The following is a 23,394-nucleotide window of genomic DNA, read 5'->3' on the forward strand; positions in this document are numbered from 1 at the left end:
GCCAATAAGAACGCGCACTTGGATATCCGTCGCTCCCCGCCGGCAGATTTGCCCGAGTAGGGGCTACTCGCTCACCTCCTCCGACCGCCGGATCGGTGACACTCGGGCCGGTGCGGTCACGGCAGGATGCCGATCGCGCGGCCGGGACCGCCGTGATTGTTCTCGTACTTCGGCGCGAGGAACACGAAGAAGCCGCCGGTGGGCGGCAGAGCGCCGACGCCGGTGAGGAACTCCACGAAGACGGCCTCGCGAGAGGCGGCCGCCCAGTGGGTCATCGTCGCTTCTTCCCCGTTCACCGAGCCCATGCTGGGCGCGTCGGTGCCGATGCACTTCACGCCCTTGTCCAGGATGTAGTTCACGGTCTCCGGGGTAGGAGAGGGCCATCCTTCCGAGTGGCCGTTCAGCGGAGCTGCGGTATTCGGGTCCTCGACCCCGCGCTGGAGCTCCCGGAAGTGCGCGTCGGTGTGCCCGCTCTTGAACAGGATGACCTCGCCGGCCTTGATCGGCCCGTACAGGCGCTCGTGAGCCTGCACGTCTTCCACCCGGATCGCCGGTGAGGCGGGCCAGCTCTCGCGCCGGGTCGTGCCGATCCGCGCGGTGACGTCGACGACGCGCGCCGGGCCCATGCAGTAGTGCGGCGGAACCTTGTCGGATGTCATGTCGGTCGTCTTGATCTTGCCGAACTTCGCCTCGTATTTCTGCTGAACGCCCTTGGTCCAGGCATTGTACGAGCCGAAGTCGAATCCCGTCGGTGGCCCGAAGTGAGCCGGGGGATCCATGTGGGTGCCGGTATGGGCGTCCATCAGATGATTGTTCACCCGGTACGGTCCCATCCACCCCGTGTAGGTGTTCGTGTGGAGCACGCGGTACGGGTAGACGTAGTTGCCGACGCCGGCGCCCGGCCACCAGACCGGCAGCTCCTGCGCGAGCGTGACCGAGAGGTCGACCACGCGGTGCGCCCGCACCGCCTTCAGCAGCTCGCCGGCGAGCTTGGTGTCGGTGATCGCCACCGAGCGCGATTCGCCGGTCGGCGATCCGCGATGCTTCGGGGTCAGCGTGATGTAGAGCGAGCCATTCGGCACGCGGTCGAGCGCCATGAGCCCCTCGGTGTGGACGGCGCCGTACTTGAAGTGGCCGAGGTGGCTCTCGATGGCCAGGGGGTTCTGGAAGCTCGAGTCGGGGCCCTTGGTGACGTAACGGGGCGGGCCGAACGCGCCCATGCTCGGGCTGTCGATCCCCATGACGCGCACGCCCTTGGAGCCGACGTACTCCGAGGCGTCGTAGTCCGGCGCGGGCCAGGCCGGCGACTTGCCGTCGAAGGGGGAAACGATGAGTCGGGCGCCCTCGGGCATCGGCTTGTCGTACTTGTCGTCGTAACCGCTCCAGTAGAGCACCGCGTCGCCCGCCTGCAGCGCGCGGTGCGCGCGCTCCGCGGCCTGCACCATGTCCCGGGTGACGATCGGGCTCTCGCCGTTCTTGGCCTGATCGAGGATCGTCCGGGCGTCGATCTTGACGACCTCGCCGAGCCACTGCCAGATCGGAACCTTGTCGCAGGTCAGCGTGCCCCAGTAGCCGGCGTTCGGCAGTCCGCTGTCGGGCGGCGGCACCATGTGCGGCGGGCAGTCCACCTGGTTGGCGGTGTTCTCGTCGACGATGAGCAGGTCCGAGGCCCAGGGCCCGTCCGGTCCCCACTTGTGGTACGGCACGATGATCGGCTGCTCGTGGCCACCCGGCCACCACTGCACTCGATTGGTGTAGACGGTCGGTGTGAGATCGACGACGCCGTTGGGCGCCACCGGATCGTAGGCCTCCGCGGCGAATGGGCCGAGCGCCGCGAAGAGACACAGCAGCGTGAGCGCAACGAGGTGAGCCATGCGAGCCTCCTTCTTCGGTGACGCGATGCACGACGAGAAAACGACCGCTCCTCTCTGTCGAACAGGAACCGCAGTCCGACCGCGAGGTCAAGCCCCGGTTCATCGTCGCGCCGTGGGCGCGCCCGACCGCCCGGGCCGGACGCGCTGGCCGGAGATCGCGGCCCGGCGGTATGATGCGCCCGTCATGAGCCAGGCGACCGCCCCTCCGCTGGCGATCGAGCCCATCGCGACGCCGTTCGAGGCGACGGTCGCGCTGCCCGGCTCGAAGAGCTATTCCAATCGGGCGCTGCTGGTCGCCGCGCTGGCCCGCGGACGCTCCGAGATCACCGGCGCCCTGTGGTCCGACGACACGCGCTACATGCATCGGGCCCTCGAGACGCTCGGGGTGCGCGTGCACGCGGACGAGGCGACGCGCACCTTCGTGATCGACGGCGTGGACGGGCGCTTTCCCGCCTCGGAGGCCACCCTCGAGATCGGCAACGCGGGGACGGCCGCGCGCTTCCTGACCGCGGCGGTGGCCCTCGGCCACGGCACGTTCGTGATCGACGGGTCCCCCGCGATGCGCAAGCGCCCGATCCAGCCCCTGCTCGACGGCCTCCGCGCGCTCGGGGTGGACGCGGAGAGCCGCGAGGGCACCGGCTGCCCGCCGGTGATCGTGCGAGCCCGCGGCATGGCCGGCGGGCGGGCGCGCATGCGTGGCGACATCTCGAGCCAGTACTTCAGCGCGCTGCTGCTGGCCGCGCCCTACGCCGAGCGCGGCATGGAGATCGAGGTCGAGGGCGACCTGGTCTCCGCGCCTTACATCGCCATGACGCTCTCGACGATGGAAGCCTTCGGAGTCGGCGCGGAGCGCGAGGGCGATCGGCACTTCCGCGTGCCCGCGGGCCAGCGCTACGAGGCGCGCGACTACCCGGTGGAGCCGGACGCCTCCGGCGCGTCCTACTTCTTCGCGGCCGCCGCGGTGACGGGCAGCCGGGTGATCGTGCCGCGGCTCGGCCACGCCTCGGTCCAGGGCGACCTGGGGCTGCTCGACGTCCTGCGGCGGATGGGCTGCGAGGTCTCGGTCGAGGACGAGGAGATCACGGTCCAGGGACCGTCGCAGCTGCGCGCGGTGGACGCCGACTTCACGCGCATGGGCGACGTGGCCACGACGCTGATGGCGATCGCCCCGTTCGCCGACGGGCCGGTGACCGTCCGCGGCATCGCCCAGACCCACTTCGAGGAGAGCGATCGCCCGGTCGCCGCCGCGACCGAGCTGCGACGCATGGGCCTGCGGGTGGAGAGCGAGTGGGACTCGGTGACGATCCATCCGGGCATGCCCCAACCGACCGACGTGCAGACCTACGAGGACCACCGCATCGCGATGAGCTTCGCGGTGACCGGCCTGCGCGCCCCCGGCATCCGGATCGTCGATCCGTCGTGCGTGTCGAAGACGTTTCCCGACTACTTTCGCGCGCTGGGGGGCCTCGCCGTCGGCGCATGACCACCTCCGCGCGGTTCGTGGGCGGCCATCCGGACGCGCGGTGGGCTTCCCGACGGACCGCGACGGTCAGAGGACCGAGCGCACCAGGCCTCCGTCGGCGAGGATGGTGGTCGCGGTGATGTAGCTGGACTTGCCGGAGGCCAGGAAGGCGACCGCGTGCGCCAGCTCCCGCGGCTCGCCGAGGCGTCCCACCGCGGTCTCGGCCGCGCGCTGGGCCAGCGCCTCCTCCAGCGGAATTCCGAGCTGTTTGGCGCGCGCGCCCACGTTGGAGAGCATGCGCTCGCTCATGATGCTGTGGTACGCTTCGCCCGCGCGCCGGAGCGCTCCGGCTATCCCCTTCGACGAGGTGTGACGATGCGGCCGAACAAGATCAAACAGATGTGGCGCGACGGCAAGTGCGTGACGATGGGCTGGCTGTCGGTGTCCAACGGGTTCACCGCGGAGGTGATGGCGCGTCAGGGCTTCGACGCCCTGGTCATCGACATGCAGCACGGCCTCACCGACATGGCCAACCTCTGGCCCATGCTGCAGGCCGTCTCCCAGACCGATACGGTGCCGGTGGTGCGCGTGGCGTGGAACGACCCGGCCACCATCATGAAGGCGCTCGATTTCGGCGCCTACGGCATCCTGGTGCCGCTGATCAACACCGCGGCGGACGCCGCGAAGGCGGTGGCGGCGTGCCGCTATCCGCCGGTCGGCATGCGCTCGTCGGGGCCGGTGCGCGCGGTGCACTACGGCGGCGCCGACTACGTGGCCAACGCCAACGACGAGATCGTCTTGATGGCGATGATCGAGACCAAGGAGGGCCTCGCCAACCTCGACGCGATCTGCGCGACGCCCGGCCTCGACTGCATCTACATCGGCCCCGCCGACCTGTCGTTCGCGCTCGGACTGCCTCCGCGGGGCGACAACCCGGACCCGGTGCACATGGCTACCTGCGACCGCATCCGCGACGCGGCCCACAAGCACGGCAAGAAAGCGGCGATGCACTGCGCGAGCGCCGCGTTCGCGGCCGGCGCGGTGAAGCGCGGCTTCGATCTCGTGATGCTCTGCTCGGACCTGGCCAGCATGGTCGCGGGCGTGCGCAAGCAGCTGGATGATCTGAAGGCCGCCACCGTGTGAGGCGGCGGGAGGGGCTTCGGTGAGCGCACCGCTCCGCCCGACCACGCTCGAGGTGGATCTCGACGCGGCCGCGCACAACGTGGGGGCGGTGCGCCGGCTCGTGGGCCCGGACCGGCGCGTTTTTGCCGTGGTGAAGGCGGATGGCTACGGTTTCGGCGCCGTCGAGATGGGCGCGGTCTTCGCGCGGAGCGGCGCGGACTGGCTGGCGGTGGCCGACCTCTCCGAGGGCGTGCGGCTCCGCGAGCGCGGGCTCACCGTGCCGATCCTCGTCTACCCGAACTCGCTGCCCGGCGCGGCCGCCGACGCGCTCGCCCACCGACTGGTGCCGACACTGGTCGATCTCGAGTCCGCGCGGGCCTACTCGCAGGCCGCGGCCGGCCCCTGCGAGATCTTCGTGAAGGTGGACGTCGGGCTCGAGCGGCTCGGCGTGCCGGCCGAGCAGGCGGTGAAGACCATCCTGGCGATGCTGGAGCTGCCGCGCCTGACGCTCGGTGGCCTCTGCGCCCATCCCCACGCCGAGCCGGGCGGCGACCCCGCGTACGCGGACTGGCAGGCGGGCCGCTTCACCGCGGTGGTGGACGAGCTGGAAGCGCGCGGAGTCCGGGTGCCGGTGCGCCTGCTGGCCGCCAGCCCGTTCGTGCTGCGCTTCCCGCACACCTACCTCAACGCGGTGGATCCCGGGCGCATGCTCTACGGCATCACGTTCCCCGGCGAGACGCCGCCGGTGCCGTTGCGCCCGGCGCTCCGCGCGCTGACCACCCGGATCATCGCGATGAAGGAGCTGACCCCGCGCGAGCGGTTCATCGAGCAGGCGCCGTTCCCGGTGACCGCGCCGATGCGCCTCGGGGTGATGCCCATGGGCAGCGCGGACGGGCTGCGGTGGCTCAACGCCGGCCGCGTGCTGGTGCGGGGACGCGCCGCGTCCCTCGTCGGCGCGCCGTCGCTCGAGCACACCCGGATCGACCTGACCGCGGTGCCGGACGCCACCGTGGGCGACGAGGTCGTGATCATCGGCCGCCAGGGCGATCTCGAGATCACGCCCGCCGAGGTCGCGGCCCGTCACGGCCTCGGCCCGCACCACGTCGCGACCACCGTCGGCCCCCGCGTCACCCGCGTCTACCGCCGGGGTCAGGTCTTGCATTACGACATTTGAGAGGGAGGACGCCGCATGCCCAAGGTGCTGACGCAGGCCCAGATCGAGACGTTCGAGCGCGACGGCTGCCTGTCTCCGGTGCGCGCGATGAGCGCGGAGCGCGCGCGCTACTACCGGGAGCGGTTCGAGGCGCTCGAGGCGCGCGTTCCCGACATCAAGAAGATGAAGACCAAGTCGCACCTGCTCGCGCCGTGGGTGCTCGAGATCGCCGAGGACCCGCACGTGCTCGACATCTTCGAGGATCTGGTCGGGCCGAACCTTCGCTGCTGGAGCATGGCCTGGCGGGTGAAGAAGGCCGACCGCGAGACCTTCGCGGGCTGGCACCAGGACTCGGCGTACGGGGCGGCGCGGCCGGTCATCCTGGGCGGCCTGGCCCTGTCCGAGTGCGGGGTCGCGCAGGGCTGCCTGCGCGGCGTGCCCGGCTCGCACAAGTGGGGCATTCTCAAGCACGCCGAGAAGGACGACCCCAAGAGCATCCTCGCCAAGGGCCAGTTCATCGTCGACGAGTTCGACGAGTCCAAGGCGGTGGATTTCTCGCTCCAGCCCGGCGAGATGGTCATGTTCGACAACTCGCTCGTGCACAGCTCGGGGACGAACGTCGGGCCCGACCGCCGCTTCCTGCTGCTGGTCGAGATGGTGCCCACGTGGGCCCGGCCCGCGCGCGTCAAGCAGGCCGCGATGCTCATGCGCGGCGAGGACACCTCCGGCAATTTCGACGACGAGCCGCGGCCCGACGCGGAGTGGTCGGAGACCGCGGTGGCCAACTGGACGCGCATCGTCGAATCGCGCGCCAAGCTCATCTTCGAGGACAGCGCGGTCGCGCCGAGCGTCGCCTACGGTGGCACCCGCGCCGCCACGTAGCGCGGGCCGATGAAAATCAGCCCGCGCGTAGTGGCAGGCGGCTAACGGTCCTGATCCGCGCTAGGCGGGGTGGGTGGCGGCCCAGTGGCGGGCGATGTCGATGCGGCGGGTGAACCACACGTCCCGGTGACTCGCGATGTAGTCGAGCGCGCGCTCGAGGCCGGCGGCGCGCGACGGATGGCCGATCAGCCGCAGGTGCAAGCCCAGTGACATCATCTTGGGCTGGGTCTTGCCCTCGCGATAGAGCACGTCGAAGCCGTCCTTCACGAACGCGAAGTAGTCGTCGGCGGTGAAGAAGCCGCCGCTGCCGAACTTGGAGTCGTTGACGGTGAGGCTGTAGGGCACGACGAGGTGCGGGCGGCCGTCGACGCGCACCCAGTAGGGGAGCTCGTCGTTGTAGGCGTCGGAGTCGTAGAGGAAGCCGCCCTCCTCCACCACCAGGCGGCGCGTGTTCACGCTGGGGCCATAGCGGCAGTACCAGCCGAGCGGCCGCTCGCCCACCGTCCGCTGCATCGACTCGACCGCCTTCCGGATGTGCTCGCGCTCCTCGACCTCGGTGAGCTCGTAGTGCTTGACCCAGCGCCAGCCGTGCGAGCAGACGTCCCAGCCCGACTCGCGGATGGCGGCCGCGACCTTGGGATTGCGCTCGAGCGCCAGCGCGCAGCCGAACACGGTCAGCGGGAGCCTCCGCTCGGTGAAGATGCGGCGCACGCGCCAGAAGCCGACGCGGCTGCCGTACTCGAAGAGGCCCTCGGCGGCGAGATCGCGGCCCTTCACGCCGTACGCGCCCGCGCCCGCCTCGGTCAGGGTGGCCTCGGAGAAGCCGTCGTCCTGCGCGTTGTACTCCGAGCCTTCCTCGTAGTTCATGACGAAGTTGATCGCGATCCGCGCGTCCCCCGGCCAGTGCGGGTGCGGGGGAGTGCCGCCGTAGCCCACGAGATCGCGCTCCCGCCCCGCCGACACGACTAGGACCCTTCGGGCAGGACGATGGTCAGCGGCGCGTCGACCGGCACGAACTCCTCGTCGCCGGCGGTGCCGTCGCGCCACATCAGCACCGCGAACGAGGCCGGCCCATCCAGCACGGTGAGCGGATGGTGCCAGGTCCCCATCGCGTAGGTGACGCCCTGTCCGGCGCGGGCCACGAAGGCGCGCAGGCGGCCGAGGTCGGGGCCGCCACCCGCGGCATCGAGCGTGGCCAGGACCACGTAGCGCGACACCGCGAGAGGGATGAAGGTCTGCGACGAGTGCTGGTGGCGCTCGAGCACGGTCACGCGCATGGGAAACGTGGCCTTCGGCGCCACGGTCGCCACCGCCAGCGACACCGGCGCGTGCGGTCGGCCGTTGGCGAGCGTGTCGCTCAGATACGTCCGGCCCGGAACGGTCGATCCCTCCAGGACCGCTCCGAACGGCTTGAAGGTGTCTCCGGTCAGCGGCTCGGCGACGATGCGCATCGGGAATTCCTCCGACGACGGGACGGGACGAGGAGCCTGCGCGCTGGCGCGCATCCTACCACACGCCTCGCGCGCGGGTTATCCTCGTGCGGGCGCCGGACCCTCTGGCGTCGAGATCGCGTCGCGGAGGCCGTCATGCGCTATCGCCCGTTCGGTCGCACCGGTCTGCAGGTGTCGGTGGTGGGATTCGGCTGCTGGCCGATGGCTGGCGATCGCTACGGCGCCATCGAGGATGACGAGGCCATCCGCGCGATCCATCGCGCGCTGGACCGCGGCGTGAACTGCGTGGACACCGCGCCGGCCTACGGCGCCGGCCACTCGGAGGAGGTCGTGGCGCGCGCGCTCGAGGGACGACGCCAGGATGTGATCCTGGTCACCAAGTGCGGGGTGAAGGCGCCGCCCCTCGGCCAGCCCGGGCCGCTGCGCGACGCCAGCCGCGCCAGCATCTTCCGCGAGATCGAGGCGAGCCTCGAGCGCCTGCGCACCGACTGGGTCGACGTCCTGCTCGTGCACTGGCCGGACGCGGGCACGCCGGTCGAGGAGACGATGCGCGCCCTCGAGGACCTGGTGGCCTCCGGCCGCGCGCGCTTCGTCGGCGTCTCCAACTTCACCGGGGCGATGCTCGCCGAGTGCATGCGCACCCGCCGGGTGGACGTCTCGCAGGTCGGCTATCACATGTTCGACCGGCGCCAGGAGCAGGAGACGTTCCCGTACTGTCGCGTCGAGGGCATCGGGGTCATGGGCTACGGCTCGCTCGGCCACGGGCTGCTCACCGGCGCCTTCACCGCCGCGACCACGTTCGATCCGGCGCGCGACTGGCGCGCGGGCGGCGTCGCCTTCGGGCAGCCGATCTTTCGCGGCGAGAACCTCAAGACCAACGTGGGCGTGGCCGACCGCCTGCGCCGCGAGGTGGCCGACCCGCGCGGGGTGCCGCTCAGCCAGATCGCGCTGGCCTGGGTGCTGGCCAACCCCGCGGTCAGCACCGCGCTGGTGGGCGCGCGCACTCCCGCCGAGGTGGACGCCAACGACGCGGGCGCCGAGCTCGAGCTGTCCTCGGCGGAGCGCGCGACGATCGACGCCATTCTCGCGGGGGCGGTCGGGCGCGTGCGCGAGTTCACCCCGCTGCGCCCCGCGATGGAGCCCTGGGGCGCGGAGCTGCGCGCGTGAGTGACGGGGTCAGGTCTTGCATTACGACATTTTTGCCGCGCCAGGCGACATCGCCGCTTGCCACGAAAATGTCGTAATGCAAGACCTGACCCCGGGCCTACTGCGCCAGGGCGCCGCCGTCGATGACGATCTCGCTGCCGGTCATGTAGGAGGAGTCGTCGGAGGCGAGGAAGAGGACCGCGCTCACGATCTCGGCCACCGTGCCCATGCGCTGCAACGGCACGCGCTGCAGGCGCCGCTCCATCGCCTCGCGGTCGCGGAAGGCGCTGTGGAACATCTCGGTGTCGACCGGGCCCGGGTGCACCGAGTTACAGCGGATGCGGTCCTTGGCGTGCTGGCTGGCCGTCACCTTGGTGAAGATCCGGATGGCGCCCTTGCTCGCCGCGTAGGCCGGCTCCTGGTGCAGCGACTGGCCGATGCCGGCCACCGAGGAGATGTTGACGATGGAGCCGCCGCCGGTGCGGCGCATCGCGGGGATCGCGTGCTTGGTGCCGAGGAACACGCCCTTGGCGTTGATCGCCATCACCTGGTCCCACTCGGCGGCGGTGCGCTCCTCGATGGGCACCTTGGGAATCACGATGGCCGCGTTGTTGATCAGGATGTCGAGCCGTCCGTGGCGATCGGCCGCGAGCTTGATCGCGCTCTGCCAGTCCATCTCGCTCGTCACGTCGAGATGGACGTAGATCGCGTCGCCGCCGGCGGCCCGGATCTCCGACTCGACCTTCTTGCCCTCGTCGTCCCGGATGTCGCCGAAGACGACCTTCGCGCCCTCCCGGGCGAAGGTCTGCGCCTCCGCCGCGCCCTGGCCTCGCGCCCCACCGCTGATCAATGCGACCTTCCCGTCGAGCTTTCCCATGGCCGCCGATCATATCTCTTCGCGGGGCCATGGTCGACCAGGTCGCCGCGGGCTCCGCGCCCGGTCGCGCCGGTCTCGCGAGCGCGGTCGCGTGTCGTTGTTTCACGCCGGCGGGTAACTTCTACACGGCACTTTGTCCGCGGCGGTCCTCACCGTCGACTCTCCCGTCGAAGTGACGCGATGATGCGGTCTGGCACAGCCGATGCTGCCATTTCAGCTGAGCAGGTATCAGATTTCGGAGGTGATTGAGCATGCAGCGAGACAAGAAGGACAAGATCCTCGGCGTCGTGACCATGGGCGCGCTCTGTCTGATGGCCACGTCTCCGGCCGTCGCCCAGACGGACCGTGGCGGCCCCGGCGCGGCCGCCCCCCCGGGCAAGCTCGCCGACCGGATGCCCGGCACCGAAACACAGCGGATGGAGCGCGGCGCGTATCCCACCCAGAGCGCGCAGAGCGGCGCGGCCATGTCCGGCGACGACGCGACCGATCTGCGCGGGTTGCCGGACCCGCCCGCCACGGTCCGTCGCGTGCAGCAGATCCTGAAGGGCGAAGGCTACGATCCCGGGCCGATCAACGGCGTGCTGGGGCCGAAGACGGAGGAGGCCCTGGTCCAGTACCAGCAGAAGCACAACATCGAGGCGACGGGCTGGCTCGACCGGGAGACGAAGGCGAAGCTCGGCGTCTAGACGTCGCCGTCCGATCCGGCCGCGTTTGACAACGCGCCGCCGGCCGTGCGAGAGAATCGGCCATGCTCGAGGAGCCGACCTCTCTCCGCATCGACGACCCCGGCGTACGGGCCCTCTTCACGGAGGCGGCGCGCTTTCAAGCGTGGCTGGACGTCGAGGCCGCGCTCGCGCTGGCCCAGGCCGAGCTGGAGATCATCCCGGAGGCGGCCGCGCGCGAGATCGTCGCCAAGGCGCACCTCTCCTTCCTCGACCTGGCCGCGGTGCGCGAGGGCCTGGCCCGCACCGGCCATCCGCTGGTGCCGCTGGTCTGGGAGCTCGATCGCGCCTGTGAGGGCGAGGCCGGTGGCTACGTGCACTGGGGCGCCACCACCCAGAACGTCACCCAGACCGGCCAGCTCCTCCAGGTGCGGCATGCGCACCAGATCTTCCTGCGCCAGCTCGCGGCGATCCTGACCACGCTGGCCGACCTGGCCGAGCGTACCAAGGACGTGCTCCTTCCCGGCCGCACCCACGGCCAGCACGCGCTCCCCGCCACCTTCGGCTTCAAGGTCGCGGTGTGGATCGACGAGCTGGCGCGACACGTCGAGCGGCTGCAGGGCTGCGAGGGCCGCGTGTTCGTGGCCATGCTCGGCGGCGGCGCGGGCACGCTCGCGTCGCTGGGCGATCTGGGCCTGGCCACCCAGGAGCGGATGGCCGCGCACCTCGGCATGGCCCCGATGCCGATGCCCGCGCGCACCATCGGCGACCACCAGGCCGAGTACGTCGCGCTGCTCGGCATGCTCGCGGCGACGTGCAGCAAGATCGGCCGCGAGGTCTACACGCTGATGAAGCAGGAGTTCGGAGAGCTGGAAGAGCCGGTGCCGCCGGGCACGGTGGGCAGCAGTACCATGCCCCAGAAGCGCAATCCCAAGCTCTCGCAGGACATCATCGCGGCGGCCGCGCAGATCCGCGCGCTGGTGCCGCTGGCCCTGGAGGCGATGCAGACCGAGCACGAGGCCGATCGCACCACCAGCATGATGATGAGTCGCGCGATCGTGCAGGCGTGCGAGCTGACCGGCGACGTGCTGCAGCGGATGATGGTGCTGCTCGACGGCCTCCAGGTGTTCCCGGACCGCATGCGCGAGAATCTGGATCTCTCCGGCGGGCTCATCATGGCCGAGGCGCTCATGCTGGAGCTGGGCCGGCAGATCGGCCGGCAGCGCGCCCACGACGCGGTGTACGAGGCCGCGCAGGCCTCGGTGACGCAGGCGCGGCCGTTTCGCGAGATGCTCGCGTTGGATCCTCAGGTGAGCGCCGGCCTCACCCCCGCGCAGATGGAGACGCTCCTCGACCCCGCACGCTACACCGGGCTCTGCCGGGAGCTGGCCGAGCGCGGCGCCGCGCAGGCTCGCGCGATCGCCGCCGCGGTCGCGCTGCGCCTGGCCTGAGCCGCCACGTGCTCCCGATCCGCGGCCGGTCGACCGAGCGCGGTATCTGGGCCGCGCGGGGCGGTCACGGCGATCGGCTCCTCGTCCTCCTCCACGGCATGGGCGCGAACGCGTCCGTCTGGGAGCCGCTGCTGGCCATCATCGAGCGCTCGTGGAGCGGCCGCTGGCTGGCCCCCGATCTGCGCGGCCACGGTCGCTCGGTGCGCGTGGGCCCCTACGGCATCGGCGCGCACGCCGCGGACGTGGCCGCGCTGATCGAGGCCGAGGCGCCCGGCCCGGTGACGCTGGTCGGCCATTCGTTCGGCGGCGCGGTCGCCGGGCTCCTGGCCTCCGGGTGGTTCGGCCCGCGCGTCGCCGAGGTGGCGGCCTTCGGCGTGAAGATCGAATGGACCGAGAGCGAGATCGAGAAGGCGCGCGCGATGTCGCATCGCCCCGCGCCCGCCTTCGCGACGCGGGACGAGGCGACGGAGCGCTATCTGCGCATCTCGGGACTCGCCGGCCTGGCCGACGCATCGTCCGCCACCGCGGTCGCCGGCGTGCTGGGCGACGACGGCCGCTTCCAGGTCGCGATGGATCCGCGGGCCTACGGGGCGGTGGGGCCGTCGATCCCGGCGCTCCTGCGCCTGGCGACGGCGCCGCTGCGGCTGGCCGCGGGCGACCGCGACCCGATGGTCACGCTAGAGCAGATGCGGCGGGTCGATCCGGCCGCGCGGGTCTTTCCCGGCGTCGGCCACAACGCGCACTGGGAGGCGCCCGACCAGGTGTGGTCGTTCATCGCGGGAGGCGCGCGATGACGGACCCGCGCGCGCTCGCACAGGGCTTCGACCTCAAGCGGCTCGACGCGAGCTTCCTGGACGATCCCTACCCGGTCTACCGGGCCCTGCGCGACCACGACCCCGTCCATCGCATGCCGGACGGCTCGTACTTCCTGAGCCGGTACGACGACTGCGCCGCGGTGTACCGCGATCCCCACACCTGGAGCTCGGACAAGCGGGTGGACTTCCGCCCGGGCATGGGCGACGGCCCGCTCTACGAGCACCACACCACCAGCCTGGTGTTCAACGATCCGCCGTATCACACCCGCGTCCGCCGGCTGCTGGCCCCCGCGTTCACCCCGCGCGCGCTCGCCGCGCTGCAGTCGCGCGTCGAGGCGCTGGTGGATCGGCTGCTCGACCGCGCGGCCGAGCGCGGCGGCATGGACCTGATCGCGGACTTCGCGGCGGCGGTGCCGATCCAGCTGGTGGGCGACATGCTCGGGGTGCCCGAGGCCGAGCGGGGCCCGTTGCGCGGCTGGTCGCTGGCCATCCTGAGCGGCCTCGAGCCGGTGCTGACTCCCGCGCAGCGCGCGGACGGCGACCGCGCGGTCGGCGAGTTCAAGGCCTACCTGCGCGACCTGATCGATCGGCGGGAGCGCGCGCCGACGCGCGACGAGGGCGAGATCCTCTCCACGCTGACCGCGGGGAGCGCGCTCGGTCGGGCGGACTCGGCGGGCGAGCGGCTGAGCGAGGTGGAGCTGCTGCACAACTGCATCTTCCTCCTCAACGCCGGGCACGAGACCACCACCAACCTGATCGGCAACGCGGTGGACCTGCTGCTCCGCCATCGCGAGGCGCTGGCCGGGCTGCGCGCGGGGCCCGGGCTCATCGGCAGCGCGGTGGAGGAATTTCTGCGTCTGGAGAGCTCGAACCAGCTGGGCAACCGGCGCGCCGCGTGCGATACCGCGCTCGGGGGCGTGCCGATGCCCGCCGGCACCTACGTGCACATCGGCATCGGGGCGGCCAACCGCGATCCCGCGCAGTTTCCCGATCCCGACCGGCTCGACCTGCACCGCCAGCCGAATCGGCACCTGGCCTTCGGCACCGGCATCCACGCCTGCGCGGGCATGTGGCTGGCCCGCATGGAAGGTCAGGTGGCGATCGGCCGCCTCGTGCGCCGCTTCGGCACCATCGAGCGGGACGGGGCCTTCGTGCGTGGCGGCCGCGCGCGCTTCCGCGGCTTCCTGCGCTATCCGCTGCGCCTGCGTCCCTGACCGCGGCTCAGTCCACCACCGCGATCGCCTCCACCTCGACCAGCAAGTCGGGATGGGCGAGCTTGCGCACCTCCACGGTGGTGCTGGTGGGCAGCGCGCCGAAGTACTCCATGCGCACGTCCACGTGCTTGAAGAACTCCTCGATGTCGGTCACGTAGGTGTTGGTCTTCACGATGTCGGCGATGGTGGCCCCGGCCGCGGTCAGCGCGGCCTTGATGTTCTCGCCGACCTGGCGGATCTGGGCGCGCATGTCGCCGGCCCCCACCACCTCGCCGCTCGCTCCGCGAGCGAGCTGGCCCGACACGAAGATCGTCTTCTTGCCCTCGACGACGACCACGTGGGAGTACAGCACGTGGCCGCCCACCACCCGCTTGCTGAGCGATGCCGGCTGGATGTTCTGTCGCTTCATGGCGCCCTTTCTGGTCGGCTGGATTGCGTGTGGCCGCCGCGGTCGCGGGCGGTTAGCATGGCGCCTACCGTAGTCCGCCGGGCCGGGGCCGTCAACCCGCCGGACCAGAGGATGACGTCTCACGAGAGGAGAGAGCCGCGATGCTGCCGACCCACGGACGCTACGACTACTCGAGCATCACCACGCGGGCCGACTATTCCTGGCCGGGCGGCCGGCGCCTCGCCGTCTATCTCGCGCTGAACATCGAGGCGTTCGGCTTCGGGGTCGGCAAGGGCGCGGCCATCGCCCCGCCGGACCAGGCCCAGAGCCATAGCGTCTACAGCTGGCGCGACTACGGCAACCGCGTGGGCATCTGGCGTCTCTTCGAGCTGCTGGACGAGCTGGGGATGCCGGCCGAAGCGCAGCTCAACGCGGCGGTCTACGAGGCGGCGCCGGACATTCCCGCGAAGCTGCGGGCCCGCGGCGACGAGGTCCTCGGGCACGGCCTCACCAACTCCCACGAGCAGGGCCACCTCGGAGAAGCCGAGGAGCGCGCGCTCATCGCGGAGGCCACCGCGACCATCGAGCGGCACGAGGGCGTGCGGCCGGTGGGCTGGATGAGCCCGTGGCTGTCCAACAGCGGCGTCACCATGGACCTGCTCCAGGAGGCGGGCTACCGCTACGTGATGGACTGGACGATGGATGACCAGCCGGTGTGGCTGCGCACGCGCAAGGGCCGCATCCTGTCCATCCCGTATCCCATCGAGGTCAACGACACGCGCGGGATCATCTGGTACCACTACACCTCCGAGGAGTTCGCGGACATGATCGTCGATCAGTTCGACGAGATGCTCGCGCAGTCGAAGCGCCAGCCGCTGGTGTGCCCGATCTCGCTCCACCCGTTCGTCTTCGGTCGGCCGTACCGCATCCGGCGGCTGCGCCGCGCGCTCCAGCACATCCTGGCGCACCGGGACCGGGTCTGGCTCACCCGGCCGCGGGACATCTGCGGTCACGTCGAGGGGTTGCCGGCCGGCGTCGTGCGCTGAACTCCGTGCTTCGTGGGGAGCGCGGAAACGCGTAGAGTCGAAGCATCCCCGTGGCCACATCCGCACGCCCCCGGGCTCGCCGCCGCTCGCGCACGCCGCACTGGCTCCGCGCCCGTGCGCTCCGCCGCACGCTGCGCCTCGTGCTGGCCGCGCCGCCGCTCGTCCGCCTCGTGATCTTCGCCGCGGTCGCGGTGGTGCTGTGGTCGGCGGTGAACTGGACCTACCACGTGATCCGCAAGCCCACCGAGCTGTTCTTCCCGGTGAGCGGCACGCTGGCCAAGGCGCCGCCCGAGACCTGGCGGCAGTACGCGCCGCTGTTCCGCCGGCACTCCACCGCCACCATCACCCCCGAGCTGCTGGCCGCGCTCGCTCAGGTGGAGGGCGCGGGCGATCCGGTGGCGCGCACCTACTGGCGCTGGCAGGTCGCCTGGAACCCGTTCGAGGTGTACCGACCCGCCTCGAGCGCGGTCGGCATGTACCAGATCACCGATCCGACGTTTCGCGAAGCGCGCCGCTTCTGTGTCCGCGATCACGTGGTGCGCGAGGACGAGTGCTGGCTCCGCGGGCTCTACACGCGGGTGCTGCCGAGCCACGCGGTGGAGATGACCGCGGCGCTGCTCGACCGCGACGTGGCCCGCATCCTGGAGCGCCGGCGCATCGTGAGGGCGGCCCCGCGGCAGAAGCAGGACCTGGCCGCGCTCATCCATCTGTGCGGCACGGGCGGAGGCGACGACTTCGCCCGGCGCGGCTTCCGGCTCGCGCCCGGCCAGCGCTGCGGCGACCACGACGCGGCCGCGTACCTGGCCCGGGTCAACGGGATGAAGCAGCAGTTCGCGCGCCTGGCCGCCGCGGAGCCGCCGACGTCGCCTCAGTGGTCGCGCCGCTAGGCGGCCGCACGTCGTAGTTGAATCGGGGCCGGGAGGGGCATAGGCTACCGGCCATGACCACCGATTCCACTCCCTCGCGGTTGTCCCCCATTGAGCCGGGCGAGCCGGCTCCCGAGTTCAGCCTGCCGGCGATCAATGACGACGGCACCATCGCACTGGCCGAGTACCGCGGCCGGAGCCCGCTCTTCCTCGCCCTCTTCGTCGGCCTGTGGTGTCCGTTCTGTCGGCGCTCGATCGCCCAGATGGGCACCATCGAGGGCCGCATCCGCGCAGCCGGGGTGGAGACCCTCGGCATCGTGGCGAGCGCGCCCGAGAACGCGCGGCTCTACTTCAAGTACCGTCCGACCCGCCTGCGGCTGGCCGCCGATCCCGAGATGTCCACGCACCGCGCCTACGGCCTGCCCCGGCCGGAGGTGACGCCCGAGCTGATGGACCAGATGACCGCGATTCGCATCAATCCGTCCGGTGACCTGCCCGCCCCGCTGCCCGTTCAGGAGGCCGTCATGGCCATCGAGCGGCTCGACGGCGGCTTCACGCCGACCGAGACCGATCAGGCGGACATGCAGCGGCAGTGGCCGCAGCTGAAAGGGCAGTTCCTGGTCGACCGGCACGGCATCGTGCGCTGGGCGAACATCGAGTGCGGCGGCCCCGACGGCCTGGCCGGCCTCGGCAAGTTCCCGACCGCGGACGAGATCCTGGCCGCCATTCGCGCCCTTCCGAGCTGAGCCCGGCCGGCACGTCCTGCTAGCGGAGCCGCGCGCCCGGTGCTGACCCGCGTCGATCACGTGATGGTCTGCGTTCCCGATTTGTCTCGAGGCATCGATGCCTATCAGCGCGTCGGCTTCCACATCTACCCGGGCGGCGCCCACACGGGCCGGGCCACCCACAACGCGATCGCGTTCACCGGCGAGGAGTACATCGAGGTGCTGAGCCTCCGCGATCGCGCGGCGGTGACGGCGGGCGGCCCGGACGAAAGCCTCGCGCGCTATCTGGACGAGGGCGGGGGATTCCGCGTGGTCGCGCTGCAGAGCGACGATCTGACCGCCGACGTGGCCGCGATGCGCGGACGCGGCGTGGACGTGGGCGAGATCCGCGACGGCGGTCGGCGTACCCCGGCCGGCCAGGAGCTCCGCTGGCGGGCCGCGTTCCTGGGCGGCGCCGACGCGCTGCCGATCTTCATCATCCAGCACCTGACCCCGCTCGCGGAGCGCCGGCGGCAGGTGCCGAAGGCGGGCGACCATCCCAACGGGGCCCTCCGGGTCGAGCGCGTGTACCTCGCGGTGCCCGACGTGACGGCGGCCGCGCGGGCCTACGCCCGGATCCTCGGCCTGCCGGTGCCGGCGGTCCACCGGGGTCAGGTCATCAAGGCCGATATGGCGGTGTTCGACCTGGGGCCGACCGGCCTCACGGTGGCCCAGCCCGCCGAGGCCGGGCCGGCCGCCGAGGCCCTGGCCCGACGGGGGCCCGGACCGTTCCAGGTCCTCTACCGCACCAGCGGCATGGACGCGGCGGTGCGCTGGATGACGACCCACGGTCTGCCCGAGCCCACGCGGGGCGTGCGGAACACCGGCGAACAGGCGATACTGGTCGGGCCGGAGCACGCCGGCGGCGCCTACATCGGGTTCGTCGGGCCGGCCTGAACGGCGAGATCAACGACGGGAGACCACCACCATGGCCAAGGCCGCTGCCCTCGATCACGTCAACATCAAGGTCCGCAACGCGGAGCGCTCGTACCGCTGGTACGCCGATCTCCTCGGCCTGCACACCCAGGACATCTTCTACGTGCCGGGCACCGAGAAGGTCCGCGCGGTGTTCCTCTCGTGCGATCCGGACCACGCCCACGACATCGCGCTGTTCGAGGTGGGAGCCGACGCGGCGGCGCCGCAGAAGGACGGGGTGGGGCTGAGCCACGTGGCGTGGCGCATGTCGACGCTCGACGACCTGGCCGACATGTACCGCGCGCTGCAGACGCGTGAGATCCCGGTGCGCGTGGTGGACCACACCGTGTCCATCGGCGTGTACTTCTCCGACCCGGACGGCAACGGCCTCGAGGTGTACTACGAACTGCCGCGCAGCCAGTGGAAGCAGGAGCGGCCGTTCTCGGAGGCCGGGCAGAAGGGCCGCTTCCCCGGCCCCTGGGACGAGGCGCTGCACGCGCCCGCGCCGGCGGCGGTCTAGCTCGTCCGGTCGCGCTCCCGGTAGTCGCCGAAGGCGGCGTCGCGCTGGCTCAGCAGGTCGCGGACGCTGCCGCCGTCGCGCTTGAACTGCGCGCGATAGGCCTGGCTCGCCGCGGTGGAGAAGGCCAGCGCCTGTAGCTCGGTTCCCGCCCGGATCGCCGCGCGCAGCCCCATGATCTCCATCGCGCGATGGACCGCGCGCTTGTTGATCTGGGTCAGCTCGGTGGGTACCAGCGCCACCCGCTCGGCCACGCCCAGCACCGTCCCCTCCAGCTCGGCCGCCGGCACCGCGCGGTTGGCGAAGCCCTTGGCCGCCGCCTCGGTCCCGCTGATCGCGTCGCCGGTGAGGAACATCTCCATCGCGGTCCGCAGGCCCATGAGCCAGGGATGGAACTGGTTGTCGGGCGGGCTCATGAGCCGGGTCGGCGGGTAGCCGATGCGCGCGTCCTCCGCCACGTAGACCAGATCGCAGCACGCGGCCAGCTCGCTCCCGCCGGCCAGGCAGTAGCCGTGGACCTGGGCGATGACCGGCTTGGCGAGGTCCCAGATCGTGAACCAGCTCTCCACCACGTGCCGCGCCCACTGCCCGGGTCCGCCGGGCGAGTAGAAGGGCTGGCCCACCGAGTTGTCGGCGGAGAGGTCGTAGCCCGACGAGAAGCACGGGCCGGCCCCGCGCATGATCGAGACCTTGACGGCGGGATCGGCGTCGGCCTCGCGGAGCGCGGTGAGGATCGCGCCGCGCAGCTCGTTGCTCAGCGCGTTGCGCTTCTCGGGACGGTTCAGGGTGAGACGGCGGACGCCGGGGAGCGGGTCGTCGAGGAGGAGCACGCCGGTGGTCATGGCGCAGAGCATGCCCGGGGCCCCGGCGCGGCGCAACGGCCGGCCGCGGGCCCCCCGCTTGACAGCCCGGCCCGGCGATGGATAATTAACTAAACGTTTAGTTGATTATGACCACCATCCGATCGAGCGCGCCGCGGCGGAGAGCGAAGCGGGGAGCGGGCCGGCCCCGCGTCCCCGCCGGCTCGCGCGAGGCCCTCCTCGCCGCCGGCACCGAATTGTTCGCCGAGCGCGGCTTCGACGGCGTCTCCGTCCAGGCGATCGCCCGGAAGGCGGGCGTGAACCCGGCGATGATCAGCTACCACTTCGGCGGCAAGCGCGACCTCTACCTGGCCATCCTCGCCGCCACCTTCGACGAGATCGTCGCCGACGTCGAGCGCATCGCGGCCTCGACCGCGCCGGCTCCCCAGGTGCTGCGCGACGTGATGGCGGCGATCGGCGAGACCGCGAGCCGGCGTCACCCGCACTTCTGCACCATGATGCTGCGCGAGGTGCTGACCGGCGGGGCGCGCCTGGAGCCGGCGCTGGCCGAGCCGGTCCGGGTGATGGCCGCGGTCCAGCGCATCGTGGAGCGCGGGGTGCGCGAGGGCAGCTTTCGCCCGGTGGATCCGCTGCTCACCCACTTGAGCCTGATCGGCAGCCTCGTCTTCTTCTTCGCCACCATGCACTTCCGGCAGCGCCTGTTGCGGGACCGCCTGCACCGGGAGTCGCCGGACGGTGCCACCTACATCGCGCATCTTCAAGAATTGATCATCGAGGGCCTCGCCACCCGCGGCGCCGGCGCGGGCGCGGGCCGGGCGGGGCGCCGGTCATGAGCGCGCCGGTTTCCCCGGCGCAGCACCGCCGTCGGGCCGTCGTGGCCGCGGTCGCGCTGGTCGTCCTGGCCCTGCTGGGCTACGGCGCCTGGCGCTTCTTCCTCGCCGGCTCCCGGTTGCCGGCCGGCGTGATCGGGGTGAGCGGGCGGATCGAGGGCGACGACGCGGCGGTCGGCGCCAAGATCTCGGGGCGGATCCGCGAGATCACGGTGCGCGAGGGCGATCGGGTCGAGGCCGGGCAGGTCATCGCGGTGCTCGACGACGCGCAGATCCGCGCGCGCGAGCAGCAGTCCGAGGCCGCGGTGCGCCAGGCCCAGGCGCGGGTCCGCCTCTCCCAGCACCAGATCACGGTGCTGCGCGAGCAGCTGCGCCAGAGCGAGATGAGCGTCGGCCAGTCGCGCACCGACGCGGAGGGGCGCGTGCACGAGGCGGAGGCGCGCCTGGCCGCCGCGGAGGCGCAGCTGGCCCAGGCCGAGGCCTCGCACGCCCAGGCGAAGTGGGAGCGCGACGCCTACGCCAAGCTGGTCCAGCAGGGCGCGGTCGCCGAGCAGGACGCGCTGCAGAAGCGGTACGGCGAGGAGGCGCAGGCCGCGGTGGTGCGGGCGAACCGCCGACAGGTCGAGGCGGCCCGCGGCGCGCTCACCACTGCGAAGGCCAACCTCACCAACCCGGAGATCCGCTCATCGCAGGTGGCCGCGGTGCAGGGACAGATCCTGCAAGCCGAGGCCGACATCGCGGCCGCGCAGGCGGACGCGGAGCGGGCGCAGGCGATGCTGGACGAGGCCCGGGCGAATCGCGCGGACCTCCAGGTCTACGCGCCCTTCACCGGCACCATCGCCACGCGCACCGCCGAGCCCGGCGAGGTCATCGCGGCGGGCACCCCGATCGCGACCATGGTCAACCTGGCCCAGGTGTACCTGCGCGCCTTCGTGCCGGGCGGCCAGATCGGCCGCGTTCGGATCGGCCAGGCCGCGCGCGTGTACCTGGACTCGGCGCCGAGGGCGCCGATCGACGCCGAGGTCATCCGCATCGATCCCGAGGCGTCGTTCACGCCGGAGAACACCTACTTCCGCGAGGACCGGGTGAAGCAGGTCGTGGGGGTGAAACTGCTCATCCGCGGCGCCACCGGGTTCGCCAAGCCGGGCATGCCCGCGGACGGCGAGATCCTCGTCGACGGGCAGTGGCCCGCTCGCCCGACCCATCGATGAGCGCGCCGGCGCCGGCCATCCGGGTCGCCGGGCTCACCAGGCGGTACGGCGAGGTCGAAGCGGTGCGCGGCATCGACCTCGAGGTGCCGCCGGGCGAGATCTTCGGGCTGATCGGCCCCGACGGCGCGGGCAAGACCTCCACCTTCCAGGTGCTGGGCGGCGTCATGCCGGCCACCGCGGGAACGGCGGAGCTGATGGGCCGCCCCGCGCGGGAGGCGCGGCCGTTCGTGGGCTACCTCACGCAGGCCTTCAGCCTGTATCCCGATCTCTCGGTGCACGAGAACATCCGCTACGTGGGCGAGCTGCGCCTGGTGCCGCGCGAGGAGATCGAACGGCGCGGGCGGCGCTACCTGGAGATGTTCGGGATGGATCGGTTCGGCGACCGGCTCGCCGGCCGGCTCAGCGGCGGCATGAGGCAGAAGATGGCGCTGGCGTGCGCGCTGGTGGCGGAGCCTCGAATCTTGTTGCTGGACGAGCCCACCACCGGCGTGGATCCGGTGTCGCGGCGCGAGTTCTGGGACACGCTGGTCGACCTGTCGAGCCACGGCATGACGATCCTGGTGGCCACGCCGTATCTCGACGAAGCCGAGCGCTGCCACCGTGTCGCCCTGATGCACCAGGGGCGGCTGGTGCGCACCGGCACCCCCGCCGAGATCCGCGACGGCCTGGGCCTCACCCGCCTGGAGCTGCGCACGCCCGACCTCCGCGCAGCCGCGGCGGCGCTGGGCGGTCGCGACGGCATCGCAGACGTTCAGCGCTTCGGTGACCGGCTCGACGTCATGGTGCGCGACGCGGCGGAGGGCGAGCGCGCCGTCCGCGCCGCGCTCGGCGCGGCCGGCCAGGGCGTGGGCTCGCTGCGCCCCGGCGCGCCCACGCTGGAGAACGCCTTCGTGTCAATTTTGCAGTCGCTCGAAGGCGAGCCGCGCGCGCCCGACTTCCCGGGCCGGCGCCGCGAGGAGCATCACGCGGAGGCGGTCGCGATCGGGGCGCGCGACCTCGGCAAGACATTCGGGGACTTCACCGCGGTGAAGGGCGTCGACCTGGAGATTCGGCCCGGCGAGGTCTACGGCCTGCTCGGCGCCAACGGGGCCGGCAAGACCACCACGATCAAGATGCTCTGCGGGCTGCTGGAGCCGAGCGAGGGCGTGGTGGAGCTGGCCGGCGAGCGCGGGGCGCTCCGCTCCGAGGCCGTCCGGCAGCAGGTCGGCTACATGTCGCAGAGGTTCTCCCTCTACGACGACCTCACGATCGAGGAGAACCTCGACTTCTTCGCCGGGGTCTACCAGGTGCCACCGGACCGCCGCGCGGAGCGCAAGCGCTGGGTGCTGGCGTTCGCGGGCCTCGAGGGCCGCGGCGGCCAGCTCACCGGCTCGCTGCCCGGCGGGTGGAAGCAGCGGGTGGCCTTCGGGGCCGCGGTGATGCACGAGCCGCGGGTGCTCTTCCTCGACGAGCCGACGTCCGGCGTGGATCCGATCGCGCGCCGGGCCCTCTGGACCATGATCAATCGCCTCGCAGACAGCGGGACCGCCATCCTCGTCACCACGCACTACCTGGAAGAGGCCGAGCAGTGCAACCGCCTCGGCTTCATGGTGGGCGGCGAGCTGGTGGCCGAGGGCACGCCGACCGGGATCAAGGCGGCCCAGGGCGGCCGGGTGCTGGAGCTGCGCGTCGACGACCCGATCCGGGCCATGAGCCGCCTCCGGTCGGAGCTCGAGCGCTGGCGCGTGTCGCTCTTCGGCGACCGCATCCACGTCATCGTGGATGGCGACCCGGACGACGCGGCGCGCGACCTGCGCGCCCGCCTCGAGCGCGCCTCCATCCGCACGCTCGAGCTGACTCAGCAGGACTACTCGCTCGAGGACGTCTTCATCCTGATCGTGGAGCGGAACCACCGCGCGGGCCGGTCGGCCGCGGCGGCGTGACCCGA

The 23,394-nt window shown here is 71.8% G+C and carries 24 protein-coding genes; 17 read left to right on the plus strand and 7 right to left on the minus strand.

From position 1 onward, the window contains the following. Window positions 1-116 precede the first annotated feature (116 nt). On the minus strand, window positions 117-1,874 hold the full coding sequence (locus VKN16_17520; GenBank protein HME96008.1) for a cyclase family protein: 1,758 nt from the start codon (window positions 1,872-1,874) through the stop codon (window positions 117-119). Between the two features lie 184 nt (window positions 1,875-2,058). Here VKN16_17520 and aroA point away from each other — a divergent pair, with 184 nt between their 5' ends. Next, window positions 2,059-3,357, plus strand: coding sequence for a 3-phosphoshikimate 1-carboxyvinyltransferase (aroA, locus tag VKN16_17525; protein ID HME96009.1), 1,299 nt, complete (start codon window positions 2,059-2,061; stop codon window positions 3,355-3,357). Between the two features lie 66 nt (window positions 3,358-3,423). Here aroA and VKN16_17530 read toward each other — a convergent pair whose 3' ends face one another. Further along, window positions 3,424-3,645, minus strand: coding sequence for an SDR family oxidoreductase (locus tag VKN16_17530; GenBank protein ID HME96010.1), 222 nt, complete (start codon window positions 3,643-3,645; stop codon window positions 3,424-3,426). 66 nt (window positions 3,646-3,711) lie between these two features. Here VKN16_17530 and VKN16_17535 point away from each other — a divergent pair, with 66 nt between their 5' ends. From VKN16_17535 to VKN16_17545, 3 genes are read left to right on the plus strand one after another with little or no spacing between them, the layout of a single operon-like run. After that, window positions 3,712-4,479, plus strand: coding sequence for an aldolase/citrate lyase family protein (locus VKN16_17535; protein ID HME96011.1), 768 nt, complete (start codon window positions 3,712-3,714; stop codon window positions 4,477-4,479). A 19-nt stretch (window positions 4,480-4,498) separates the two neighbouring features. Beyond that, window positions 4,499-5,632: an alanine racemase gene (alr, locus tag VKN16_17540; protein ID HME96012.1), complete on the plus strand. Its 1,134-nt coding sequence runs from the start codon at window positions 4,499-4,501 to the stop codon at window positions 5,630-5,632. Between the two features lie 15 nt (window positions 5,633-5,647). Beyond that, a complete protein-coding gene (locus VKN16_17545; GenBank protein ID HME96013.1) occupies window positions 5,648-6,493 on the plus strand; it encodes a phytanoyl-CoA dioxygenase family protein in 846 nt (281 codons plus the stop codon). A 60-nt stretch (window positions 6,494-6,553) separates the two neighbouring features. Here VKN16_17545 and VKN16_17550 read toward each other — a convergent pair whose 3' ends face one another. Both VKN16_17550 and VKN16_17555 read right to left on the minus strand, forming a co-directional pair. Next, entirely contained in the window at window positions 6,554-7,360 is an 807-nt protein-coding gene (locus VKN16_17550; protein HME96014.1) for a polysaccharide deacetylase family protein, read from the minus strand. A gap of 98 nt (window positions 7,361-7,458) precedes the next feature. After that, complete coding sequence (locus VKN16_17555; GenBank protein HME96015.1) at window positions 7,459-7,944, minus strand: ureidoglycolate lyase; 486 nt, start codon at window positions 7,942-7,944, stop codon at window positions 7,459-7,461. Between the two features lie 135 nt (window positions 7,945-8,079). Here VKN16_17555 and VKN16_17560 point away from each other — a divergent pair, with 135 nt between their 5' ends. After that, window positions 8,080-9,111 carry an aldo/keto reductase gene (locus tag VKN16_17560; protein HME96016.1) on the plus strand — a complete coding sequence of 344 codons (1,032 nt, stop codon included), beginning with the start codon at window positions 8,080-8,082 and terminating at the stop codon, window positions 9,109-9,111. A 97-nt stretch (window positions 9,112-9,208) separates the two neighbouring features. On the opposite strand, the gene VKN16_17565 is transcribed toward VKN16_17560, so the two are convergent. Continuing rightward, the gene (locus tag VKN16_17565) at window positions 9,209-9,967 is read right to left on the minus strand and encodes a glucose 1-dehydrogenase (protein ID HME96017.1); all 759 of its coding nucleotides are present in this window, start codon (window positions 9,965-9,967) and stop codon (window positions 9,209-9,211) included. Window positions 9,968-10,218: 251 nt separating this feature from the next. On the opposite strand from VKN16_17565, the gene VKN16_17570 reads away from it, so the two are divergent. The 4 genes from VKN16_17570 (at window position 10,219) to VKN16_17585 (ending at window position 14,109) form a co-directional block, all read left to right on the plus strand. After that, window positions 10,219-10,653, plus strand: a complete 435-nt coding sequence (locus VKN16_17570; protein ID HME96018.1) for a peptidoglycan-binding domain-containing protein — start codon at window positions 10,219-10,221, stop codon at window positions 10,651-10,653. A gap of 62 nt (window positions 10,654-10,715) precedes the next feature. Next, the gene (locus VKN16_17575) at window positions 10,716-12,080 is read left to right on the plus strand and encodes an adenylosuccinate lyase family protein (protein HME96019.1); all 1,365 of its coding nucleotides are present in this window, start codon (window positions 10,716-10,718) and stop codon (window positions 12,078-12,080) included. An 8-nt stretch (window positions 12,081-12,088) separates the two neighbouring features. Beyond that, on the plus strand, window positions 12,089-12,874 hold the full coding sequence (locus VKN16_17580) for an alpha/beta hydrolase (protein HME96020.1): 786 nt from the start codon (window positions 12,089-12,091) through the stop codon (window positions 12,872-12,874). Continuing rightward, window positions 12,871-14,109 carry a cytochrome P450 gene (locus VKN16_17585; GenBank protein HME96021.1) on the plus strand — a complete coding sequence of 413 codons (1,239 nt, stop codon included), beginning with the start codon at window positions 12,871-12,873 and terminating at the stop codon, window positions 14,107-14,109. Before VKN16_17580 ends, VKN16_17585 begins: the two co-directional genes overlap by 4 nt. Before the next feature lie 7 nt (window positions 14,110-14,116). On the opposite strand, the gene VKN16_17590 is transcribed toward VKN16_17585, so the two are convergent. Continuing rightward, window positions 14,117-14,518 (minus strand): RidA family protein, encoded by a 402-nt coding sequence (locus tag VKN16_17590; GenBank protein HME96022.1) that lies wholly within the window; start codon window positions 14,516-14,518, stop codon window positions 14,117-14,119. Between the two features lie 140 nt (window positions 14,519-14,658). On the opposite strand from VKN16_17590, the gene VKN16_17595 reads away from it, so the two are divergent. Genes VKN16_17595 through VKN16_17615 form a run of 5 tightly spaced genes read left to right on the plus strand, consistent with a single transcriptional unit; the run spans window position 14,659 to window position 18,608 of the window. After that, entirely contained in the window at window positions 14,659-15,543 is an 885-nt protein-coding gene (locus VKN16_17595; protein ID HME96023.1) for a polysaccharide deacetylase family protein, read from the plus strand. A 50-nt stretch (window positions 15,544-15,593) separates the two neighbouring features. Continuing rightward, window positions 15,594-16,430, plus strand: a complete 837-nt coding sequence (locus tag VKN16_17600) for a lytic transglycosylase domain-containing protein (GenBank protein HME96024.1) — start codon at window positions 15,594-15,596, stop codon at window positions 16,428-16,430. Window positions 16,431-16,483: 53 nt separating this feature from the next. Further along, window positions 16,484-17,155 carry a redoxin domain-containing protein gene (locus VKN16_17605; protein ID HME96025.1) on the plus strand — a complete coding sequence of 224 codons (672 nt, stop codon included), beginning with the start codon at window positions 16,484-16,486 and terminating at the stop codon, window positions 17,153-17,155. 39 nt (window positions 17,156-17,194) lie between these two features. Beyond that, entirely contained in the window at window positions 17,195-18,070 is an 876-nt protein-coding gene (locus tag VKN16_17610) for a VOC family protein (protein ID HME96026.1), read from the plus strand. A 31-nt stretch (window positions 18,071-18,101) separates the two neighbouring features. Further along, window positions 18,102-18,608 (plus strand): VOC family protein, encoded by a 507-nt coding sequence (locus VKN16_17615; GenBank protein ID HME96027.1) that lies wholly within the window; start codon window positions 18,102-18,104, stop codon window positions 18,606-18,608. Here VKN16_17615 and VKN16_17620 read toward each other — a convergent pair. Further along, the gene (locus VKN16_17620; protein HME96028.1) at window positions 18,605-19,447 is read right to left on the minus strand and encodes an enoyl-CoA hydratase-related protein; all 843 of its coding nucleotides are present in this window, start codon (window positions 19,445-19,447) and stop codon (window positions 18,605-18,607) included. The two genes, VKN16_17615 and VKN16_17620, sit on opposite strands and share 4 nt — an antisense overlap. 107 nt (window positions 19,448-19,554) lie before the next feature. On the opposite strand from VKN16_17620, the gene VKN16_17625 reads away from it, so the two are divergent. From VKN16_17625 to VKN16_17635, 3 genes are read left to right on the plus strand one after another with little or no spacing between them, the layout of a single operon-like run. Next, window positions 19,555-20,259: a TetR/AcrR family transcriptional regulator gene (locus VKN16_17625; GenBank protein HME96029.1), complete on the plus strand. Its 705-nt coding sequence runs from the start codon at window positions 19,555-19,557 to the stop codon at window positions 20,257-20,259. Further along, entirely contained in the window at window positions 20,256-21,467 is a 1,212-nt protein-coding gene (locus VKN16_17630; GenBank protein ID HME96030.1) for an HlyD family efflux transporter periplasmic adaptor subunit, read from the plus strand. Before VKN16_17625 ends, VKN16_17630 begins: the two co-directional genes overlap by 4 nt. Then, on the plus strand, window positions 21,464-23,389 hold the full coding sequence (locus tag VKN16_17635; protein HME96031.1) for an ATP-binding cassette domain-containing protein: 1,926 nt from the start codon (window positions 21,464-21,466) through the stop codon (window positions 23,387-23,389). Before VKN16_17630 ends, VKN16_17635 begins: the two co-directional genes overlap by 4 nt. Window positions 23,390-23,394: the final 5 nt, after the last annotated feature.

This window comes from Candidatus Methylomirabilota bacterium, assembly GCA_035315345.1.
Taxonomy (GTDB): Bacteria; Methylomirabilota; Methylomirabilia; order Rokubacteriales; family CSP1-6; genus CAMLFJ01.

Excerpts from the sequence above, each read along its gene's own strand:
- VKN16_17520 (HME96008.1), bottom strand. The coding sequence starts at position 1,874 with ATGGCTCACCTCGTTGCGCTCACGCTGCTGTGTCTCTTCGCGGCGCTC.
- aroA (HME96009.1), top strand. The coding sequence starts at position 2,059 with ATGAGCCAGGCGACCGCCCCTCCGCTGGCGATCGAGCCCATCGCGACG.
- VKN16_17530 (HME96010.1), bottom strand. The coding sequence starts at position 3,645 with ATGAGCGAGCGCATGCTCTCCAACGTGGGCGCGCGCGCCAAACAGCTC.
- VKN16_17535 (HME96011.1), top strand. The coding sequence starts at position 3,712 with ATGCGGCCGAACAAGATCAAACAGATGTGGCGCGACGGCAAGTGCGTG.
- VKN16_17545 (HME96013.1), top strand. The coding sequence starts at position 5,648 with ATGCCCAAGGTGCTGACGCAGGCCCAGATCGAGACGTTCGAGCGCGAC.
- VKN16_17550 (HME96014.1), bottom strand. The coding sequence starts at position 7,360 with ATGAACTACGAGGAAGGCTCGGAGTACAACGCGCAGGACGACGGCTTC.
- VKN16_17555 (HME96015.1), bottom strand. The coding sequence starts at position 7,944 with ATGCGCATCGTCGCCGAGCCGCTGACCGGAGACACCTTCAAGCCGTTC.
- VKN16_17560 (HME96016.1), top strand. The coding sequence starts at position 8,080 with ATGCGCTATCGCCCGTTCGGTCGCACCGGTCTGCAGGTGTCGGTGGTG.
- VKN16_17565 (HME96017.1), bottom strand. The coding sequence starts at position 9,967 with ATGGGAAAGCTCGACGGGAAGGTCGCATTGATCAGCGGTGGGGCGCGA.
- VKN16_17570 (HME96018.1), top strand. The coding sequence starts at position 10,219 with ATGCAGCGAGACAAGAAGGACAAGATCCTCGGCGTCGTGACCATGGGC.
- VKN16_17575 (HME96019.1), top strand. The coding sequence starts at position 10,716 with ATGCTCGAGGAGCCGACCTCTCTCCGCATCGACGACCCCGGCGTACGG.
- VKN16_17585 (HME96021.1), top strand. The coding sequence starts at position 12,871 with ATGACGGACCCGCGCGCGCTCGCACAGGGCTTCGACCTCAAGCGGCTC.
- VKN16_17590 (HME96022.1), bottom strand. The coding sequence starts at position 14,518 with ATGAAGCGACAGAACATCCAGCCGGCATCGCTCAGCAAGCGGGTGGTG.
- VKN16_17595 (HME96023.1), top strand. The coding sequence starts at position 14,659 with ATGCTGCCGACCCACGGACGCTACGACTACTCGAGCATCACCACGCGG.
- VKN16_17605 (HME96025.1), top strand. The coding sequence starts at position 16,484 with ATGACCACCGATTCCACTCCCTCGCGGTTGTCCCCCATTGAGCCGGGC.
- VKN16_17615 (HME96027.1), top strand. The coding sequence starts at position 18,102 with ATGGCCAAGGCCGCTGCCCTCGATCACGTCAACATCAAGGTCCGCAAC.
- VKN16_17620 (HME96028.1), bottom strand. The coding sequence starts at position 19,447 with ATGACCACCGGCGTGCTCCTCCTCGACGACCCGCTCCCCGGCGTCCGC.
- VKN16_17625 (HME96029.1), top strand. The coding sequence starts at position 19,555 with ATGACCACCATCCGATCGAGCGCGCCGCGGCGGAGAGCGAAGCGGGGA.
- VKN16_17630 (HME96030.1), top strand. The coding sequence starts at position 20,256 with ATGAGCGCGCCGGTTTCCCCGGCGCAGCACCGCCGTCGGGCCGTCGTG.
- VKN16_17635 (HME96031.1), top strand. The coding sequence starts at position 21,464 with ATGAGCGCGCCGGCGCCGGCCATCCGGGTCGCCGGGCTCACCAGGCGG.